This window comes from Stenotrophomonas sp. AG209 (genome assembly GCF_003550055.1).
GTDB lineage: Bacteria > Pseudomonadota > Gammaproteobacteria > Xanthomonadales > Xanthomonadaceae > Stenotrophomonas.
In genome coordinates this window covers 275,990-296,524 of the sequence record NZ_QXDB01000003.1, presented here as the reverse complement: position 1 = coordinate 296,524, position 20,535 = coordinate 275,990, and the positions used below count along the sequence as shown (strand labels likewise).

Here is a 20,535-nt window from a genome sequence, read left to right as displayed (position 1 = left end):
CCGCTGTCATGGCATCGCTGTTGCTGCCCGGCATCGCCGCTGCATCCGGGTGTGCGAACCCCCTGCAGGTGGCATGGCGCTCCGACCGGCCGCCACTGTCGTACAGCCAGCAGGGCGAGGTTGCGGGACTGGCCGCGGACTACCTGCCGCTGCTGGGCACGCAGGCGATGCAGCATGCGAAGCCGTTGCCGGCGGCGGTGCTTACCGAGGGCTCACTGCCGGCCGGCACCCAGGTGCTGCTGGGCTGGCCGCGTGCGCAGCTGCCGGCCGACTGGGTGGCCAGCAGGGCCTACCTGGAGGTGCCACAGGTGATTGTGCGGCGCGAGGGCGCCGCTGCGGTGCTGGGGCTGGAAGGCCTGCGTGGTCGCAGCGTGGCCAGCCCGGACCGGCTGCCGCTGGAGGCGTTGCTGGCCGAGCAGGCCCCGGGGGCGCAGCTGCTGGCACCTGCGCCGCTGGAGCACGCGCTGTCACTGCTGCGTGCCGGGCTGGTCGACGCCGTGGTCGCCAATCTCGCTGAAGTGGAAGCTGCGCTCCGCGCGGAGCCGGGGGATGCCGTGGTGATCGCGGCACCCGCGGGCTTCGGCGATGCACTGGTACTCGCGGCCGCACCGGCCTGTGCCGAGGTGGTCGCTGCTTTCGACCAGCGGCTGCTGCAGGAGGGCGATGCACGTCGCGCGTCGAACCGCAGCGCCTGGCTGCCGGATCGGCCACGCGCGCAGCTCACCGGGTCGGCACTGCGCTGGCTGGTGCCGGCGTCGCTGATCCTGCTCGCACTCGTGTTGCTGCATGCCTTCGGCTACTGGCGCGTGCATCGCGAGAGCGTGCGTCGTCGCGTGCTGGAGCAGCGGTTGCGCGACGTCACCGCGAACCTGCCGGCGGTGGTCTACCAGGCCCGCCGTTCGGCAACCGGCCACTACAGCCTGGCGCAGATCGCCGGCGACGTGCAGGCGCTGTTCGGGGTAAGCGTGGAGACCGCGCGGATCGACCATCTGCAGCTTCTGGCCGCGGTGCATGCCGACGACCGCAGCCGGGTGATGGCGTGCATCGAAGCGGCCGCGCTGGTGCGCGGTCCCATCGACGTTACCTTCCGCACCCGCTCGGCGCAGGGCTGGCGCTGGGTCCGTTCGCAGGGACGACCGCTGCAGTGCGATGACAGCAGCGTGGAGTGGAGCGGCTACTGGTTGGATGTCAGCGAAGCGCAGGCGCGTGCCGCAGCGCTGGCCGAGGCGCGCCGCGCGGCCGAGCAGGCGGCGCTGGCCAAGAGCCATTTCCTGGCGACCATGAGCCACCAGATCCGCACGCCGATGAGTACCCTGCTGGGCATGCTGGAGCGGCTGGCGGGCAGTGACCTGGATGCGGGCCAGCGGCAGGTGCTGACCACCGTGGGTGACGCCGCGCAGATGCTGCGGCAGATCCTCGACGATGTGCTGCACAGCCAGCGCCTGCAGTCAGCGCCACTGCAGCTGCGGCCGACCGACCTTGCGGCGCTGGTGCGCGCGGTGCAGCAGCTGTTGATGCCCGTTGCGGCCAGCCGCGGCCTGCACCTGCACAGCGAGATCGACCCCGCGTTGCAGCGGTGGTCGCTGGCCGATGGGCTGCGCCTGCGCCAGGTCCTGTTCAACCTGGCCGGCAATGCACTCAAGTTCACCCTGCAGGGAAGCGTGGTGTTGCAGGTCCACGTGCTGCAGCAGGGCGATGGCGGCCAGCGGCTGCGCCTGCAGGTGACCGATACGGGCATGGGCATCAGCGTGGAGCGGCAGCAGGCGGTGTTCGCTGCCTACGAGCAGGCCGAGACTTCGACCACGCGCCGCTTCGGTGGCAGTGGGCTGGGCCTGTCGATCTGCCGCGAGCTGGCGGCATCGATGGGCGGGCAGCTGCACCTGCGCAGCGCGCCCGGCAAGGGCACCACCGTATGGCTGGAGCTGGCTCTGGCGGACTGTGCGGCACCAACGGCGGTACCGGTGCTCACGACGGCCGCGCAACGGCCGCTGCCGGCGGCACGGGTGCTGGTTGTCGAAGACCATCCGACCAACCTGCAGTTGCTGGAGCAGCGCCTGCGCGAACTGGGGCTGCAGGTACACGCCTGCGACGACGGCTTGCAGGCATGGGAGGCCTGGCAGGCGCAGCCGTTCGACCTGGTGATCACCGATTGCCATATGCCGCACATGGACGGCTTCGCGCTGGCACGCACGATCCGCAGCGACACCTGCGCCGTCCGTGCGCAGGTGCCGATCATCGCGCTGACCGCCAGCGTGCTGGAGCGCACGCGCGAGGCCTGCCGTGATGCCGGCATCGACCATTTCCTGGCCAAGCCGGTGGAGCCGTGCGAACTGCGCGCACTGCTGGAAGTGCTGCTGTTGCCGGACTCAGTGCGCCAGTAGGCGGACGATGCTGGAAGCGGCGTCGCGGCCTTCGGCCACGGCGGTCACCACCAGGTCTGCACCGCGTACCGCGTCGCCACCGGCGAACAGGCGTGGATGCGCGGTCTGGAACGGCAGGCGGTCCTTGCCCCCGGCGACGATGCGGCCGTTGGACTGGCCTTCCACGCCCAGCTCGGCCAGCCACGCCGGCACGCTCGGCGAGAAGCCGAAGGCGATGATCACCACGTCCGCTTCCAGCAGCGATTCACTGCCTTCGATCGGTACCGCGTTCTGGCGGCCATTGGCATCGGGTTCGCCCAGCCGGGTTTCGACCACGGTCACGCCGATCACTTCGTCGTCGGCGCCGGCCTCGATCGACAGCGGCTGGCGGTTGAACAGGAAGCGGACGCCCTCTTCGCGCGCATTGGCCACTTCGCGCGCGCTGCCGGGCATGTTGGCTTCGTCGCGGCGGTAGGCACAGGTGACCTTGGCCGCGCCCAGGCGCACCGCGCTGCGCACGCAGTCCATGCCGGTATCGCCACCACCGAGCACCACCACGCGCTTGCCGTTGAGGTCGGGCAGGGCGATGGTGTCTTCCCAGCCGGCAATCGGCCGGCCCTTCGGGTCATCGCCGCCAACGATGCGGCTGTTCTGCACCAGGAACGGCAGCGCCGGCAGCACGCCCTTCAGGTCCTGGCCGTCGAGGCCACCATCGGTGTAGCGGTAGGCGCCGGTGCCGACGAACACCGCATCATGGGTCTCCAGCAGCTGCTGCACGCTGAGGTCGCGTCCGATCTCGACGCCAAGGCGGAACTGCACGCCCATGCCCTCCAGCACTTCGCGGCGGCGATGGATCACGTCCTTGTCCAGCTTGAAGCTGGGAATGCCGAACTGCAGCAGGCCGCCGATCTGCTCGTAGCGGTCATAGACCACCGCGGCAATGCCGGCGCGGGCCAGGCGGTCGGCACAGGCCAGCCCGGCCGGACCGGCGCCGATCACCGCCACGCTGTGGCCGCTGGGCTGCACCGCGCCCAGGTCAGGGCGCCAGCCGCTGGCCAGCGCGGTATCGACGATGTACTTCTCCACCGCACCGATGGTGACCGCACCGAACTCTTCCAGCGTGCAGCTGCCCTCGCACAGGCGGTCCTGCGGGCAGACCCGGCCGCACACCTCCGGCAGCGGGTTGGTGCTGTGGCACAGCGTGGCGGCTTCGTGGATGCGGTTCTCCTGCACCAGCTGCAGCCACTGCGGAATGGCGTTGTGCACCGGGCACTTCCAGCTGCAGTAGGGGTTGCCGCAATCCAGGCAGCGACCGGCCTGGTACTGGGCATCTTCCTTGCCGAACTTTCCGTACAGCTCGCCCCAGTCGCCGGACGTGCGCAGTTCCACCGGGATGCGCTGCGGCATGGTGCGGGGCAGGTCGAGGAACTGGAAGGCGTGCTTGCGGCTCATGGCGGGCTCTGGAATGCGAGGGGGAACGTTGCCGGCCAGCGGCCGGCACTACCGGAAAACATCACGCGGCGCGGCGCAGGGTTTCGGTCAGCGACTCGATGCTGGCGGCCTTCGGTTTGACCAGCCAGAACTTGCCGATGTAATCGCGGAACTCGTCCAGGATCTGCTGCGCCCAGATGCTGCCGGTCAGCTCGCGGTGGCGACCGATCAGGCGGTGCAGGTGCTGGCGGTAGTTCTCGAAGCCTTCGGCGGATACGCGATGGATGTCGATCAGCTCGTGGTTGTAGCGGTCGACGAAATCGCGGTCCACGTCCAGCACGTAGGCCAGGCCGCCGGTGAAGCCGGCGCCGAAGTTCAGGCCGACCTTGCCCAGCACCAGCACCACGCCATCGGTCATGTACTCGCAGCAGTGGTCACCGGCCCCTTCCACCACCGCCAGCGCGCCGGAATTGCGCACCGCGAAACGCTCGCCGGCGCGGCCCGCGGCGAACAGTTCACCGCCGGTGGCGCCGTACAGGCAGGTGTTGCCGATGATCGCGGTGCTGCGTGCCTCGAAGCGGGCGCCACGCGGCGGGCGTACCACCAGGCGGCCGCCGGCCATGCCCTTGCCCACGTAGTCGTTGGCTTCGCCTTCCACTTCCAGGTGCAGGCCGCCCACGTTGAAGGCGCCGAAGCTCTGCCCGGCGCTGCCGCGGAAGCGCAGTTCCAGTGGCGCCTCGGCCATGCCCTGGTTGCCATGCGCGCGCGCCACCGCCCCGGCCAGGCGGGTGCCGATGCTGCGGTCGGTGTTGTGGATCAGGAAGCGATGCTCGCCACCACGCTTGTGCTCGATGGCCGGCGCCAGCAGGCCGTCCATCTGCGTGGCCAGGCTGTCCGGCGATTCGTACAGGCGTTGCGCCGCGCAGTGGCTGCCCTCGTAGCGGCTGTCGGCCAGCAGGCGCGACAGATCCACGCGCACGCCGTCGCGCGGCGCGGCCTCGATCTGCCGCAGCAGTTCGGTACGGCCCACGATCTCTTCCAGCGAACGCGCGCCCAGGTAGGACAGCCAGCCACGCACTTCCTCGGCCAGCAGGCGGAAGAAGTTCTCCACGCGCTCGGGCTGGCCGGTGAAGTGGTTCTCGCGCAGGCGCTCATCCTGGGTGGCCACGCCGGTGGCGCAGTTGTTGAGGTGGCAGATACGCAGGTACTTGCAGCCCAGCACGATCATCGGCGCGGTGCCGAAGCCGAAGCTGTCCGCACCCAGCAGCGCGGCCTTGACCACGTCCAGGCCGGTCTTCAGGCCGCCATCGGTCTGCAGCAGGGTACGCCCGCGCAGGTCGTTGGCCAGCAGCGCCTGGTGCGCTTCGGCCACGCCCAGCTCCCACGGCACGCCGGCATAGCGGATCGAACTGACCGGCGAGGCGCCGGTGCCGCCGTCGTGGCCTGAGATGGTGATCAGGTCCGCACCGGCCTTGACCACGCCCGCCGCGATCGTACCGACGCCGGCATGGCTGACCAGCTTCACCGACACCAGCGCGGTCGGGTTGACCTGCTTGAGGTCGTAGATCAGCTGCGCGAGGTCCTCGATCGAATAGATGTCGTGGTGCGGCGGCGGCGAGATCAGGCCGATGCCCGGGCGCGCATAGCGCAGCCGCGCGATCAGTTCGTTGACTTTGTGGCCGGGCAGCTGGCCGCCCTCGCCGGGCTTGGCACCCTGCGCGACCTTGATCTGCAGCACCTCGGCATTGACCAGGTATTCGGCGGTGACGCCGAAGCGGCCCGAGGCCACCTGCTTGATCTTGCTGCGCTTGGCGGTGCCATAGCGCGCGGGATCCTCACCGCCTTCGCCGGAATTGCTGCGGCCACCCAGACGGTTCATCGCAATCGCCAGCGCCTCGTGCGCTTCAGGTGACAGTGCACCCAGGCTGATCGCCGCGGTATCGAAGCGAGGGAACAGTTCGCTGGCCGGTGCTACCTCATCGAGCGGCGCGGGCGTGGCGGCCGGCACCAGCTCCAGCAGGTCACGCAGCGCCGACGGCGGACGCGCGTGCACCGCATCGCAGTACTGCTGCCACGCACGTGGGTCGCCGCTGCGCGCTGCGCGCTGCAGGGTGGTGACCACGTCCGGGTTGTACATGTGGTACTCGCCGCCGTGCACGTACTTCAGCAGGCCGCCGACATCCACGTCCTGCTGCGCGTCCCACGCCTGCGCGCACAGTTCGCGCGCGTCGGCATCCAGGCGGGCGAAGCCGGCGCCACCGATGCGCGAGGCGGTATCCGGGAAGCACAGGTCCACGACCTCCGGTTCCAGGCCGATGATTTCGAACAGCTGCGCGCCGCGGTAGCTGGCCACGGTACAGATGCCCATCTTCGAGATGATCTTCGACAGCCCCTTGTAGACGCCCTTGCGGTAGCGGCGGCCGATCTGCGACTGCTCACCGCCCTTGCTGAGCTTGAGGATGCCGCGGCGGCCCAGGTCGAACAGGGTCTGGTAGGCCAGGTACGGATACACCGCCGTGGCGCCGAAGCCGAGTAGGCAGGCCATGTGGTGCGGGTCGCGCGCGGTGCCGGTCTCGACGATGAGATTCACGTCGCAGCGCAGGCCCAGCCGCGAGAGGTGGTGGTGGATGGCGCTGGTGGCCAGCAGCGCATGCACCATCGGCCGCCCGGCCACCGGGTAGCGGTCGGACAGCAGCAGCATCACCATGCCCTCGCGCGCGGCCTGTTCGGCCTCGGCGCAGATGCGCTCGATGCCGGCGCGCAGGCCCTCGTCTTCGCTGTAGGACAGGTCGAGCAGGCGGTTGGCCTGCACGTACTGGTCCATCTTCAGCAGTTGGCGCAGCTTGCGCTGGCTGAGCACCGGCGAATTGAGGATGACGTGGTTCACCGTCTCCGGGCCGGCATGGAAGATGTTGGTCTCCTTGCCGAGCTGGGTGGACAGGGACATCGCGCAGTCTTCGCGCAGCGGGTCGATCGGCGGGTTGGTGACCTGTGCGAAGGCCTGGCGGAAATAGTCGTACAGCGGACGGCTGCGCTGGCTCAGCACCGCCATCGGCGTGTCGTCGCCCATCGAGCCGGTGGCTTCCTGTTCGGTCTCGGCCAGCGGCCGCAGCACCTGTTCCACTTCCTCGCTGCTGAGCTGGTACAGCTTGTGGTAGCTGCGCAGGGTGCCTTCGTCGAACGGCTCTTCCACCAGCGAGGGATCGATCAGTTCGGTCTGCAGGTAGGTCACGCCCTGCTGCAGCCACTGCTTGTACGGTGCGCGGCCGCGGTTGATGCGGTCCACCGCATCGGAGTCGAGCAGGTCGCCGCGCTTGAGATCGATGGCCACCATTTCGCCGGGGCCGAGCTTGCCCTTGCGCACCACGCGCTCGGTCGGCACTTCCCACACACCGGCTTCGGAGGCCACCAGGAAGTGGCGGTCGGCCGTCAGCATCCAGCGCGCAGGGCGCAGGCCATTGCGGTCGAGGGTACATACGGCGTAGCGCCTGTCGCAGGCGACGATGCCGGCCGGGCCATCCCACGGCTCGCTGTTGAGGCCATGGAATTCGTAGAACGCGGCCAGGTCCGGATCCTTGAACTCCAGCGACTGGGTGGCCGGTGGCACCAGGATGCGCAGCGCCTGGATCAACTCCATGCCGCCGGCGACCATCAGCTCCAGCATGTTGTCCAGGCTCTGCGAGTCCGAACCGTGCATGGAGATCACCGGGTCGAACTCGGCGATGTCGAAGCGCGGGGTCTTCCACACCTTGCTGCGCGCCTGCGCCCAGCGACGGTTGCCTTCGATGGTGTTGATCTCGCCGTTGTGGGCAAGCATCCGGAACGGGTGGGCCAGCGGCCAGCGCGGCAGCGTGTTGGTGGAGAAGCGCTGGTGGAACACGATCGCGCTGGAGGCCAGTTCGCGCCGCTGCAGGTCCGGGTAGAAGCGGCTGAGCTTGTCCGGCAGCACCATGCCCTTGTAGCTGATCGCATCCGGGGTGAGGGTGGTGACGTAGAAATCGGCGTGCCCGCGCAGCTGCTGTTCGCTGCGGCGGCGGGCCAGGAACAGCGCCAGCGCGAAGCCGGCATCATCCTGGCCGACGCCGGCATCGACGAATACCTGTTCGATGCGCGGCAGGGTATCGCGCGCCAGCTGGCCGCAGACGCTGTCGTCGGTGGGTACCTCGCGCCAGCCGGCGACCTTGCAGCCGACCGCTTCCACCTGCGCCTGCAGCTGCGTGCGGCAGGCGTCGGCGGCGTCGGCGTCGTGCGGCAGGAACACCAGGCCGGCAGCGAAGCGCGCGGCGGTGGTGATGCCGGCTTCGCTGGCCAGCAGTTTCAGGAATGCATCGGGGCGGCGCAGCAGCAGGCCACAGCCATCGCCGGTCAGGCCATCGGCAGCGACGCCGCCACGGTGGGTCATGCGCGAAAGCGCGGCGATGGCGGTATCAACCAACAGGCGCGAAGGTTGATCGTCGAGCTGGGCGACCATGCCAAATCCACAGGCATCGCGCTCGGAGCGCGGGTCGTAAAGCCCTTGGCGGTTGCGGGGGGCCATCTCTACCTCGATGCGGGATGAATTGAACGGGGACACTCAAGCCCGCTCAATCCCTGGAGCGCATCGTGAGGCCACCGGATGCCTCGACTAGATCACAGGTTGCTGCAGCGCCGCAATACACGGTTGCAGGTGCAACAGAACGCGCCGGCAACCCCGTGCCGGCGCGGGGTCGAACTCAGCCGCAGCGCACGCCGCTGACCAGGCCCTTGTCGTCCACTTCGATGTTCAGGCGGTCGCCGAGGAACTCCATCGTGGCCACGTCATTGGGCTTCATGACGCGTAGCTGGTGGGCACCGGCGTCTTCCTGCGCCTGCTTGCCCAGCGCGTCGGCGTAGGCCTGGCCGACCAGGCTCTGCACCTGGCTGGCATCGCAGGTGCCGACCGGCGGTGCCTCGGTGGCCTTGCCAGCCTCGTCGGCCGGCGCCTTGGCGGCTTCGGCAGCCTGCTGGGCATGGGCCGTGGCCGAATCCTGTTCATCCAGCGCCGGTGCCTGGCAGGCGGTCAGGGCCAGTACGGCCGGCAGCAGCAGGGCGGAGAGCGAACGGGCGCGAATCGGGAACGACATCATGACTCCGGAAGGGATTGTGAAAGCCCGAGCATAGCGGCGAACCGACCCTCACGTGTTTGTCTTGTGTTATCGACAGGTTCGCGGCATCGCGGCGGCGACACTGCGGGCATGCCAACCCCCTCTACCCCCGAACGACAGGCTGCGCGTGCTGCAGGCCTGCGCTATGTCGATGACACCCAGCCGGGCATCAGCCGGCGCCGCGCCGGCAAGGGTTTCAGCTATCGCGATGCCGATGGCCACGCGGTCCGCGATGCCGCCACCCTGCAGCGCATCCGCGCGCTGGCGATTCCACCTGCGTATACCGCCGTGTGGATCTGCGCCCACGCCAATGGCCATCTGCAGGCCACCGGCCGCGATGCCCGCGGGCGCAAGCAGTACCGCTACCACGCCAACTGGGCGAAGGAGCGCGACGCCGGCAAGTTCGACCGCATCATCGCCTTTGGCGAGGCGTTGCCCACGCTGCGGCGGCGGCTGTCGCGGGATCTCAAACGGCCCGGGTTTCCGCAGGAAAAGGTACTGGCCATGGTGGTCGCGCTGCTGGCCGATACGCTGGTACGGGTCGGCAATGAAACCTATGCGCAGCAGAACCGTTCGTTCGGGCTGACCACGCTGCGCAACCGGCATCTGGAACTGCTGCGCGGCGGCCGCGTGCGCATGCGCTTCCGTGGCAAGTCCGGGCAGCTGCAGGAGGTGACCGTGGGCGATCGCAGGCTGGGGCTGCTGGTGCGGCGCCTGCAGCAGCTGCCGGGGCAGGCGCTGTTCCAGTACCGCGATGACGACGGTGCGCTGCAGCCGGTGGACTCCGGTGCGGTGAACGATTACCTGCGCGGGGTGATGGGCGAGGACTTCACCGCCAAGGATTTCCGCACCTGGGGCGGCACGGTGGCGGCGGTGCAGGCGTTCGCCGCCACCGAGCTCCCGGAACCGGCCAGCCAGCGCGCCCTGGCGCAGGCGCAGCGCGCGGTGGTGTGCGAGGTGGCGTCGCTGCTGGGCAACACCCCGGCGGTGTGCCGCAAGGCCTACATCGACCCGTGCGTGTTCGCCGGCTGGGAGCGAGGCGAACTGGCCAAGCTGGCCGGCCTGCGTGGGCCGCGCCAGTGGGAACAGGCCACCCTGCGCGTGCTGCGCAGGGCGCGCCGGCTCAGCCGCAGTCGTCAGCCGCAGTAGATCGCGACGATGTTGTTGGTGCGGCCCTTCTCGATGGTCAGGCGGTCGCCGCCCTCGCTGGCCGGCGGCACACGCGGACCATCGTGACGCAGCACCCGTACGTGCAGGCTGTCGCTGTCCACGCGTGCACGGGCCACGGTGGCGTCCGACGCGGCCAGGCCCAGTGCGCCGCGCACCATGTCGCTGTGGCACTGGCCGGAAATCACGCCGTCGATCGGCTGCACCTGGGCCATCGGCGTGCTGCTGCAGGCGGCGAGGGCAAGACAGACGGCGGCGGTGGCGATGGCATGTTTCATGGAAGGATTCCTTGGTGTGGTTGGGTGCAGCGTGCGACGCCGCACGTGGTGGCGGAATGAATACCGTGCACATCGTGGACACGGCGCGCTCACTGCCGCCAACAGCCTGGGTGGAGACACTGCAGGAGCGGCGTGCGCCGCCCCCGGTAGTGCCGGCCGCTGGCCGGCAGCCCCTTTCCCTCCCGAGGAGACCTGCATGGCCACCACCCGAAAGACCCCCGTCCGCCGCAAAGCCTCGCCCAAGGTGCGCAAAGGCAGCACCGCGACGAAGACCGCTGCCGACCCCGCTCGCCCACGGGTGGTGAAGACCGCAACCCGCAAGGCGGCGGCCAGCGATCCACGGGCAGCGCGCGTCGCGGCCCGGCAGCGACGCCTGCAGGACCAGGAGAAGGCCAAGGACGTGCGCGCGGCAAAGAAAGCCACAAAGAAGCCCGCTACCCAGGCCGGTGCACGCCGGCAACCGGAAGCGATGCCGGCGCAGCAGCTGGCCAAGCCCGGGCATGAACACGAACTGGAGCTGGCGCCGCGTTTCCTTGCACCGGACTACGCCGGCAGCGGCAAGCTGAAAGGCATGCGCGCGATCGTCACCGGTGGCGATTCGGGCATTGGCCGTGCGGTGGCGGTGCTGTTCGCACGCGAAGGCGCCGATGTGGCAGTGCTGCACCTGGACGAGGTCGAAGACGCGGACATCACCCGCCAGCACGTGGAGCGCGAAGGCGGCCGCTGCGTGGTGATCGCCGGTGATGTGCGCGATCCGCGCTTCTGCAACAAGGCGGTCAAGCAGGTGGCCAAGGCGTTCGGCGGCATCGACATCCTGGTCAACAACGCCGCGTTCCAGCTGCATTGCAAGCGGCTGGAAGACCTGGAAGACGCGCACCTGCAGGAGACCCTGCAGACCAACATTGGCGGCTACATCCAGATGGCGCGCGCGGTACTGCCGCATCTGGGCGAGGGGGCCAGCATCATCAACACCGGTTCGGAAACCGGCATTTTCGGCAGCAAGGCGCTGATCGATTACTCGGCCACCAAGGGCGCCATCCATGCCTTCACCAAGGCGCTGGCCAGCCAGCTGCTGCCACGCGGTATCCGGGTCAACTGCGTGGCGCCGGGGCCGGTATGGACGCCGCTGAACCCGGCCGACAAGCAGGCCGGGGACGTCGCCGAGTTCGGCAGGGACAGCGATATGGGCCGGCCTGCACAGCCCGAAGAGTTGTCACCGGCGTATGTGTTCCTGGCCTCGCCGGTCTGTGCCAGTTACATCAGCGGGGTGATCCTGCCGGTGATGGGCGGCCCACGGGGCTGAGTGACGGCGTGATCTGCCTGAATACGGCGTGGCAGTGAGGGTGTGCAGTGCGTCAAACGCCCCAGTGGGGGGCTGGGGTAGGCTGACCCTGTACTGATCACGTCCCAGGACCGACCATGCCCGAGATGGATATCAATGCGGCGGCCGACGAAGTCGTCGCCCTGCTGCGGCAGAACGATGCGCGCGCTGCCGCCACCCGTCTGCAGGTCCTGCACGACGGCCAGAGCGCCGTGGTGCAGGAATCGCTGGATCGTTACATATCGGTGCGTGCCGCCACCGAGCTCGAGGCGTTGCGACGGAATGGTGGTGTTGCCGCAGCGGATGCGGCAACGGTGAACCCGATGCTGGATCGCCTGGGCGAGGCGACGCGGCCACCGCGAATGCCGGATGCGGCGGAGACCGCAGCCCTGAGCCAGGCCCAGCAGTACGATGTGTATGGCAGCATGGTGGCCCAGCGCGGCAACACCGCAGCGAATGACGCGATGGCAACGCAGGACCGCGTGGTGCTGGGGCTGCGCGACGAGAACCGCACCACCGAGGCACGTGGGCGTGGCGTCTACGACGATCGCATCGTGGTGCTGTGGAGGGATGCGCAGGGCCACGGCCATGTGCGCGAGTTCAACCAGGCCACGACTGAGCCGACCGCCCAGTACGACGGGCATGCCAAGACCACGCCACGCAGCCCGGGCTTTGGCAACGTGGCGCCGCGCACCAAGACCGAGGGTGAGGACGTCAACGGCGACCGGGTCAAGGATCTGGGGCGCCTGGGTGAGGGCACCACCGAGATGCGCGCAACGACCCATCCGCGCAATGGCCATCCGAATGAGTTCGCGCTGCGTCCTTCGCAGGACGCGATCACTGCTGGCGCCGGACGGGTGGAGCGCGACAGCAATGGCGACGGCTGGTTCGATGCGCGAGATACGCAGGGCGTGCAGGACCTCAACGACACCTTCAAGATCCATCGGGGCAGCCGCTCCAACACCGATTCGGCCGGCTGCCAGACCATCGGCGGCGGCGAGTACGACGACTTCGTGTCGACGGTGCGCGGCACGCCCGGGCAGAACCGTTGGCAGTACGTGCTGACCTCGGTCGCACCCGGCCAGGCGCGTGAGCTGGGGCAGGACGTGCCGCTCGCGGCCAATGACGACCCCCGTCAGCCGCAGCATCGCGACCATGCCCTGCAGCAGCAGATCAGCACGCGCCTGCAGGCCTTGGGCGGACGCTACGCCGAGCATGCTGATGACTATAGTCTGGTGATGCTGCGCGAAGCGAAGGCCGCGGGCATCACCCGGGTCGACCAGATCGTGGCCAGCAATCCCAGTGCTGGACGTGCGGCGGGCGAGACACTGTTCCTGGTGCAGGGCAGTCCGGGCGATCCTGCGGCGCTGCGCGCAGGCGTCAATGCGGCCGAGGTACGCGAGACTTCGGTGGAAAGCAGCCTGCGCCAACTGCAGCAGCAATCGCGCGAACAGGCGGCACCCACACCCGCGCCTGCACAACTGCAGGAAGCGCCGGCGATGGGAGGGCGTTGAGCGATGATCCGATCACACCTGATGCCGGGCATTTCGTTGATGCTGTTGCTGGCCTGCAGTGCCTGCGCGCCCGCTGGAGAGCGCGTCGCGCCGGTAGCGCCCACTGCCAGCCCGGCGGCGAAACCGGAGGCCTTGCCTGCGCAGACCCTGCCCACTGATCGTGGATTGCCCGCACTGCCGGAAGCCTCCGGCAGCGCCTATCCCGGCGGCCGCTACGCTGCGCTGCCCGAACCTGACAGGCAGGTGCTGGCGCAGTTGAAGTGCAACGTGGAGGGCGCCAGCAAGGTGCAGGTGCTTTCCATTCCCGCGCAGGATGGCCAGCAGGATTTCATGGTTACTGATCGCAGCGGGCCGCGTTTCCGCTACTGGATGCGGTCGTTCTCCGGCACTGGCGGTACCACCGGGTATCTGGTGCAGCTGCAGGATTGCCCGGCAACCACCACGGGCATGCGCGCCTACATCGCACAGGGAGCCGCACCGCTGCAGGATGTCACTGCATCCATCCTGGCGCAGGCGGGGTTGCCCGATGCGGCGACCCTGACGGCGTACCAGGACAAGGGCGCGGGCGATCTGTTCGCCTTCATCGGCGTGCTGGACAAAGTGCCAGTGCTGCGCTGGGTGGCCGAAGCCGACCCCGAACAGCCACTGGCCGCCGATGCGCGGAGCTTCGACCATGGCAATGCCATCCACGCCGGTTTCCTGCGCTGGAACCAGGACCACTTCGAAGTGGCCAGGACCGTTCCCGCCACGCTATGGCCCTGCGACGACAGCCCGTTGCTGCCGTGCAAGGGCGACCCGTTCGTGACGGGGCGCTGAGGGGGTAGGCCGCCCCTACCGTTCGTCGGCCCATGACTTTCGGGGGGTTGACTACAGTTGTCGTCACGCAGACAGTGACGACACGTGTAGTCAAGGGAGTGGTGTCATGCGTGGCAAGACGATCGGGGACCAGGAACTGGCCCTGCTGCAGTACATCGATGAACATGCGCCGGCCACGGTCGGCGAGGTCGCCAGTGGCTATGGGGAGGCCCGTGGCCTGGCCCGCTCCACCGTGCTGACGATGATGGAGCGGCTGCGGGCGAAGGGGTATCTTCAGCGCCAGCAGCAGGACGGTGTCTATCGCTACCAGGCCACGCGTGGCCCGGAGAGCGTGCTGCAGGGCGCCGTGGCCCAGTTCGTCGACAACACCCTGCAGGGCTCGGTGTCGCCGTTCGTGGCCTATCTGTCGCAGCGCAAGCAGGTCAGCGACAACGAGCTGGCCGAGCTGGAAGCGCTGGTCGCCCAACTCCAATCGCGCCGCCACGAGGGCTGAGCCATGGACACCACGATGCTGATCCCGATGTTGGAACGGCTGGGCTGGACCAGCCTGCAGACCGTGCTGCTGGTGGCCCTGGTGTATGGCGTATGCCGCGCGCTGCCGTCGCTGTCGGCGGCGACCCGCTGCCGCCTGTGGTGGCTCGTCTCGCTGCAGGCCGTGCTCGGCCTGTTCTGGAGCCAGCCGCTGCAGCTGGCCTGGCTGCCGGCGCCGCAGGCGGTGGCGATGAGCGCGACTGACGTGGCCGCCGATATCGTCTACCCGCTGGCCCCGGAGGCCTCGGCACAGCTGTTGGCCGCAATGCCGGTGCCTGCCGCGGATGTGCCGGCGGTGGCATGGTGGGCCGTCGCACTGGCCGCGCTGTGGATGTCCGGCGTGCTGCTGATGGCACTGCGTACCTTCGGTGAGTGGCGTCGCTGCCGTGCGCTGCTGGCAGCGGCCTATCCCTGCGAGGACCAGGCGCTGGTGCAGGCCCTGCAGCTGGCTTCCGATGCACATGGCGTGCGTCCTGCGCCGCGGTTGTGGATGAGCACGCAGGTGGACGCACCGCAGCTGGTCGGTCCGTTCCGCCCGGTGCTGCTGCTGCCGGCCGGCGACAACGCCCTGCAGGGCGATGCGCTGGACCTGGCCCTGACCCATGAATTGCAGCACCTGCAGCGGCGTGACCTGCAGTGGGGCCTGCTGCCGGCGCTGGCCCAGCATCTGTTCTTCTTCCACCCACTGCTGCGCCTGTCGGTGCGCGAATACGCACAGGCCCGCGAAGAAGCGGTGGATGCAGCGGTGGTTGGCCAGCATGGCGCGAGCCGCCAGGCCTATGGGCGCCTGCTGCTGCAGCTGGGTGTGGCACCGCAGCCGCACCTGGGCGTGGCCAGTGCCGCACCGGATACCACCAGCCTCAAGCGTCGCCTGCTCTCGTTGCAGCCACGCCGGGCCTGCCCGCGCATCCTGGCGATGGCGTTGACCGCTGTGGTGCTGGTGGTGGGCGTGGCGCCGATGCGACTGGTCGCTGCGCCGGTGCCGCCGGCACCGCCCGCGCCTCCTGCGGCGCCGAAGGTCGCTGTGCCGTCGCCGCCGAAGGCTCCGAAAGCACCGCCCGCACCGCCTTCGTCCGCGCGCGTTCCGGCCGTGCCTGTGGCGCCCGCGCCGCCTGCCGAGCCGGCTGATGCCGAGGCGTTGTCAGGTCCGGACGATGCGGATGTGGCGGTCGACGTGGATGCGGATGTCGATGTCGATACCGGCATGCACAGTCAACACACGACCTCCCGCGCCACCTCCATCACCACCTACGGCCGCCTGGACCTGGGCAAGTCGCCGCCGGAGGCCTTCGTGCTGGTCGATGGCGATTCGACCTTCGCCAATGGCGGCATGGACGACGTGACGGTCGCCCGCAGGCAGCTCGGCAAGGGCCCGGCGCTGTGGTTCCGCCAGGGCGACAAGCGCTACGTGGTGCGTGATCCGATGATGATCCAGACCCTGCAGCGTGCCTACAGCGGCGCGGCGGATCTGGGCCGCCAGCAGAGCGAACTGGGCCGCCAGCAGAGTGCGCTGGGTCGCCAGCAGGGCGAACTCGGCAAGCAGATGGGCGAGATGGGCCGCCTGCAGGGCGAGGAGGCGCGCCGCATGGCACTGGCTGCCGCCGAGGCCGCGCGCAGCGCGATGGCCGCGCATGACATCAACCGCGAAGCGGCGGCGGAAGCGGCGAAGGCGGCGCGCGGCGCGACCAACGATGCGGCTGTTGCCCGTGAGGCCGCACGTGAGGCCGCTGCAGAGGCACGTCGTGCGATGCAGGAAGTTGATAAAGAAACCGCGCGGGCCACTCACACCCGCGACATGCAGCGCCTGGCCAGCCAGCAGTCTGAACTGGCCAGCCGCCAGGCGGCGCTGGGCAGCCAGCAGGCCGCGTTGGGTGAGCGCCAGGCACGCGTGCATGAGCAGGCGTCGCGGCAGGCGCAGCAGGTGATCGCGCGCGCACTGGCCAGCGGCAAGGCCGAGCGGCTCTGATCGGTGGTGCCGGCCGCTGGCCGGCAATGTGTGGGGTGCCGGCCAGCGGCCGGCACCCCGTTGATCAACCGCAGCTGGCGCGCTCGATCCGGTTCTGACCGTCCACCTGCACCGTCACGCGGTCCTGGCGGAAGTCCATGGTCACCGCCATGCCCGGCTTGACCACCCGCGCGTTGCGCGCGCCGCTGTCGGCCACCAGCTTCTTGATCGTGGCCTCGTCGGCGGTCTTGCCGGTGAAGGCTTCCAGCGCTTCCGGCCTGCATTCGTGCGCGGCATCGGCCACCGGCGCCGGTGCGGCATCGTGGCGGGTGGTGCTGCCGGCGTGGCTGCAGGCGGCCAGCGGCAGGATGGCGAGCAGGGCAAGGGGATTGAGGCGCATCGTCGGGCTCCAGGCGTGGATGGTGGCGGCAGTGTCACCGCTGCCAGCGTCAGGGCATGTCAACGCGGCCCCATGCCGTTACTGCCCGACCAGCGCCAGCGTCTCACGTTCGCGTTGTTCCTCGTGCACCAGCCGCTGCAGCAGCAGGGCCAGGGTCACCACGTCCTGGTGGTTGTGGTCGGCGACCCGGCGCAGGTCCACCGCGTCGCCTCCACGCAGGAAACGCAGCCATGCGCCCGGGGCTTCGGAGCCAGGCAGGTCGTCCTCGCGTACCACGCGCAGCAGCTGGCGCTCGATGGTGGACAGCTTGCAGTTCTCCCACGTGCCGCGATAGCGGCGGCGGGTCGGATAGAGCAGGTCGACGTGATCCAGCGCGCTGATCGGGCAACGCTGGCGGGCCAGCCGGTAGCGCGCCTTCAGCAGCGGCGCATCGTAGCTGCGCCCGTTGTAGCTGCAGAACACGGTGGACGGCTGCAGCCAGCGGGCGAAGGTGGCCAGCATCGCGTCCTCGGCGGCCATCGTGGCCATCAGCAACTGGCGGATGCGCAGGCCTTCGCCACGTTGCGGGCACACATGCCAGTCGGCGGCGCCGATCATGAAGGCGCGGGTGCCGGTGCCGCCGGCCAGGCCGGTGGTCTCGGTATCGAAGAACAGCAGGTCGCGCGCGGCGACGTATTCGTGCTCGCGCTTGGCGAAAGCCAGGGAAAGCGGTTCTGCGGGAATCGGCTGCGGCTGCAGCGATTCGATCAGGAACAGGCCCGGTGCGATTTCCTCACCGGGAAGCTGGCGATCCTGCGCACTGGCGCGTGCCGGTGCGGCTCCGCCCCGCGAGCGCAGGCCGAGCAGGCGGTGCAGGCTGCCCACTTCCGGTCGACGCAGCGGTGCGGCGGCCGTCACGGGCGCGGCAGCGCCGGTCGGCTTGTGGCGGATCTCCTGCTCGACCCAGGCGAACACCGAACGCTCGGCCGGCGGCTGCTGTGCATCGTTGGCGGCTACCGGGGCCGGCGCTGGCGGCGGTGGCTCGGGCGCCACCGGCGTGACTGCTTTCGGGTCGCCGGCCTGCTTCCGCAGCAGGCGCAGCTTGTCCAGGCTCAGGCTCACGGGGCCAGCAGCTCCATCGGGTCGCGCGCGGTCACCACCACGTCGGGTACGTGCTGGCAGGCGTCGGCATCGAACAGGTCCAGCACGCGCAGCGCCAGCGCACGCGGCGAAGTTTCATCTTCTTCCTGCGCGGCCAGTACCGGGCCCACGCAGGCCGGGCAGCCGGCCTTGCAGTCGCAGCGCTGCACCAGTTCGCGCGCGCGCTGCACCAGCTCGGCCTGGCGCTGCCACAGCGGTTCGCTGAGGCCGACACCCCCGGGGAAGTTGTCGTACAGGTAAACAGTGGGCACGAACTCCTGCAGCAGCTCGACAACGCCAGGATCGCCCTCGCTGCCGCGCAGCTGGCCACGGCCACTCTGGTCGGCAATCGCGAACCAGGCACCATCGCCGTTGCCGACCGACTTCTGCAGGTCGCGCGCATCGGCCATCACCGCCACGGTGGCGACGATGTGCAGCGCGTAGGCCGCGCCGAGGAAGCCATCCAGTGCATCCTGCCTGCTGGCGAACGCGCGCAGCAGCAGCGCCTGCGGCAGCTGCCACCACACCGCGGTGGTGTGCAGTTCCTGGTCGGGCAGGTTCACCGGTCCATAGCCGATGTTCTCGTGGGTGTAGTAGCGGATCTTCTTGTAGCCGGCCACGCGCCGTACCACGTGCACTTCGCCATGGTGCGAATCGCCACGCCCGGCCACGCCGCCGTCGAAACGGTCCAGCACCTTGAGCTTGGTGAAGTCGATGCTGTCGGTGTAGTAGTCCACATGCGTGCGGGTGACATAGGCCTTGCGGCCGTCCCAGTCCAGCGTTTCCACCTGGTAGGGCGTGGACTGCACCATGTGGATGGCGCCTTCGTACAGGGTGAGTGCGGCGGCGGAATAATCGACTTCGGCGATGATCTGCTGGCGGCCGTCGCTGCGGTCGACCACCACGAAGTTGCCGTCGGCCACCGCACGCAGGCTGACCGCGTTGGCCGGATAGCTGTCGGCGATCCATTCCCAGCGCTCGCCTTCGCGGTGGATCACCTCGGTCTCGGCCAGCGCCTCCAGGAACACTTCCGGGTCGATCGGGCCGAAGCCATCGCCGACCCGGAACGGCAGCTCGAACGCCGCGCAGCGGATGTGGTCGAACAGGATCAGCGGCTGGTCCGGCGCGATGCGCGCGTGTTCGGGCGAGGCTTCGGCGAAGAAGTCCGGATGCCGCACCACGTACTGGTCCAGCGGCTGCGAGCTGGCCACCATCACCCCCAGCGCCGGTTGCTGGCGGCGGCCGGCGCGGCCGAAGCGCTGCCAGGTGGCGGCCACGCTGCCGGGGTAGCCATTGAGGATGACCACGTCCAGGCTGCCGATATCCACGCCCAGTTCCAGCGCCGACGTGCTGACGATGCCGTCGATGGTGCCGGCGCGCATCGCACGCTCGGTCTCGCGGCGTTCGGTGGGCAGGTAGCCGCCGCGGTAGGCGCGGATGCGCGGTGGTTTGCGCGGGTCGTGGTCGAAGATGTCCTTCAGGTACTTGGTCAGCACCTCGACCATCAAGCGGGTCTGCGCGAACACCAGGGTCTTCAGCCCGGACTTGATCGCGATGCGCGCGATGCGGTTGCTCTGCGAACGTGCCGAGGCGCGCAGGCCCAGGTCTGGATTGATCACCGGCGGGTTCCACAGCAATACCTGTTTCGGTCCGCTGGGCGCGCCGGATTCGGTGATGGCGGTGACCGGTGCCTCGATCAACGCCTCGGCATGCGCCTGCGGATTGCCGATGGTGGCCGAGCACAGGATGAACTGCGGTTGCACGCCGTAGAACGCGCAGATGCGCTTGAGCCGGCGCAGCACGTTGGTGACGTGGCTGCCGAATACGCCGCGGTAGGTGTGTACTTCGTCGATGACGATGTAGCGCAGGTTCTCGAAGAACTGCGCCCACTTGGTGTGATGCGGCAGGATGGCCTGGTGCAGCATGTCCGGGTTGGACACCACGATGTCGCCATGCAGGCGGATCGCCTGCCGCGCATCGCCGGGGGTGTCGCCGTCGAAGGTGAAGGCTTTCACGCCGAGGTCGCCGGCACGGTTGAGCTCCAGCAGCTCGGCTACCTGGTCCTGCGCCAGCGCCTTGGTCGGGAACAGGTACAGCGCCTTGGCCTTGTCCTGCATCGCTGCGCTGACCACCGGCAGGGTGTAGCACAGCGACTTGCCGCTGGCGGTGGGAGTGACGATGGCCACGTGCTCGCCGCGCTGGCTGGCCTCCCAGGCCTCGGCCTGGTGGCTGTAGAGCTGCTCGATGCCACGTGCCTTCAGGGCCGCGGCCAGTGCCGGTGGCACCGAGTCGGGAATGGGGGCGTAGCGGCCCTCGCGGCCGGGAATGGCGAAGCTGCCGGTGATGCGGTCCTGGTAGCGGCGCTGCAGTCGCGCGCTGAGCAGGGCGCCGTCGCGGGCGGGCAGGCCATCGCGGGTGGCGAGCTTCTGCTCGGCATCGGCGGTGCGCTTGGCGAGTTCGTAAGCCATGGAAAGTGGAGCCGGGACGGATTGCGAGGGGTCACATGGCACCACATCCACGTCTCAGGATG

General features: G+C 69.3%; 14 protein-coding genes. 7 read left to right on the top strand and 7 right to left on the bottom strand.

Features of this window, described 5'->3' with window-relative positions; all coding sequences use genetic code 11:
* Nucleotides 1-8: 8 nt before the first annotated feature.
* Complete coding sequence (locus DFO63_RS16450) at nt 9-2,381, top strand: response regulator (protein WP_259337440.1); 2,373 nt, start codon at nt 9-11, stop codon at nt 2,379-2,381.
* Here the strand turns inward: DFO63_RS16450 and DFO63_RS16445 are convergent.
* From DFO63_RS16445 to DFO63_RS16435, 3 genes are all read right to left on the bottom strand, one after another.
* Nucleotides 2,367-3,812: an FAD-dependent oxidoreductase gene (locus DFO63_RS16445; protein ID WP_119007374.1), complete on the bottom strand. Its 1,446-nt coding sequence runs from the start codon at nt 3,810-3,812 to the stop codon at nt 2,367-2,369. The genes DFO63_RS16450 and DFO63_RS16445 overlap by 15 nt on opposite strands.
* A gap of 61 nt (nt 3,813-3,873) precedes the next feature.
* Nucleotides 3,874-8,328, bottom strand: a complete 4,455-nt coding sequence (gene gltB, locus DFO63_RS16440) for a glutamate synthase large subunit (protein ID WP_119007373.1) — start codon at nt 8,326-8,328, stop codon at nt 3,874-3,876.
* 175 nt (nt 8,329-8,503) lie between these two features.
* A complete protein-coding gene (locus tag DFO63_RS16435; RefSeq protein WP_014035471.1) occupies nt 8,504-8,893 on the bottom strand; it encodes an I78 family peptidase inhibitor in 390 nt (129 codons plus the stop codon).
* Between the two features lie 111 nt (nt 8,894-9,004).
* On the opposite strand from DFO63_RS16435, the gene DFO63_RS16430 reads away from it, so the two are divergent.
* Nucleotides 9,005-10,063: a DNA topoisomerase IB gene (locus DFO63_RS16430; RefSeq protein WP_101764652.1), complete on the top strand. Its 1,059-nt coding sequence runs from the start codon at nt 9,005-9,007 to the stop codon at nt 10,061-10,063.
* Here the strand turns inward: DFO63_RS16430 and DFO63_RS16425 are convergent.
* Nucleotides 10,051-10,359 carry a hypothetical protein gene (locus DFO63_RS16425; RefSeq protein WP_049443579.1) on the bottom strand — a complete coding sequence of 103 codons (309 nt, stop codon included), beginning with the start codon at nt 10,357-10,359 and terminating at the stop codon, nt 10,051-10,053. The two genes, DFO63_RS16430 and DFO63_RS16425, sit on opposite strands and share 13 nt — an antisense overlap.
* A 196-nt stretch (nt 10,360-10,555) precedes the next feature.
* On the opposite strand from DFO63_RS16425, the gene DFO63_RS16420 reads away from it, so the two are divergent.
* The 5 genes from DFO63_RS16420 to DFO63_RS16400 all read left to right on the top strand — a co-directional run bounded on the left by DFO63_RS16420 (nt 10,556) and on the right by DFO63_RS16400 (nt 16,507).
* Complete coding sequence (locus DFO63_RS16420) at nt 10,556-11,662, top strand: SDR family oxidoreductase (RefSeq protein ID WP_101764653.1); 1,107 nt, start codon at nt 10,556-10,558, stop codon at nt 11,660-11,662.
* Nucleotides 11,663-11,778: 116 nt separating this feature from the next.
* Nucleotides 11,779-13,194 (top strand): XVIPCD domain-containing protein, encoded by a 1,416-nt coding sequence (locus DFO63_RS16415; protein WP_101764654.1) that lies wholly within the window; start codon nt 11,779-11,781, stop codon nt 13,192-13,194.
* Nucleotides 13,195-13,197: 3 nt separating this feature from the next.
* Complete coding sequence (locus DFO63_RS16410; RefSeq protein WP_119007372.1) at nt 13,198-14,010, top strand: hypothetical protein; 813 nt, start codon at nt 13,198-13,200, stop codon at nt 14,008-14,010.
* A gap of 106 nt (nt 14,011-14,116) precedes the next feature.
* Nucleotides 14,117-14,503 carry a BlaI/MecI/CopY family transcriptional regulator gene (locus DFO63_RS16405; RefSeq protein ID WP_119007371.1) on the top strand — a complete coding sequence of 129 codons (387 nt, stop codon included), beginning with the start codon at nt 14,117-14,119 and terminating at the stop codon, nt 14,501-14,503.
* Nucleotides 14,504-14,506: 3 nt separating this feature from the next.
* On the top strand, nt 14,507-16,507 hold the full coding sequence (locus DFO63_RS16400; protein ID WP_119007370.1) for a M56 family metallopeptidase: 2,001 nt from the start codon (nt 14,507-14,509) through the stop codon (nt 16,505-16,507).
* Between the two features lie 64 nt (nt 16,508-16,571).
* Here DFO63_RS16400 and DFO63_RS16395 read toward each other — a convergent pair whose 3' ends face one another.
* From DFO63_RS16395 to DFO63_RS16385, 3 genes are all read right to left on the bottom strand, one after another.
* Nucleotides 16,572-16,886 (bottom strand): I78 family peptidase inhibitor, encoded by a 315-nt coding sequence (locus DFO63_RS16395; protein ID WP_049443590.1) that lies wholly within the window; start codon nt 16,884-16,886, stop codon nt 16,572-16,574.
* A 78-nt stretch (nt 16,887-16,964) separates the two neighbouring features.
* On the bottom strand, nt 16,965-17,987 hold the full coding sequence (locus DFO63_RS16390) for a ribonuclease H-like domain-containing protein (RefSeq protein WP_119007369.1): 1,023 nt from the start codon (nt 17,985-17,987) through the stop codon (nt 16,965-16,967).
* The gene (locus DFO63_RS16385; RefSeq protein WP_119007368.1) at nt 17,984-20,473 is read right to left on the bottom strand and encodes a DEAD/DEAH box helicase; all 2,490 of its coding nucleotides are present in this window, start codon (nt 20,471-20,473) and stop codon (nt 17,984-17,986) included. Before DFO63_RS16385 ends, DFO63_RS16390 begins: the two co-directional genes overlap by 4 nt.
* Nucleotides 20,474-20,535: the final 62 nt, after the last annotated feature.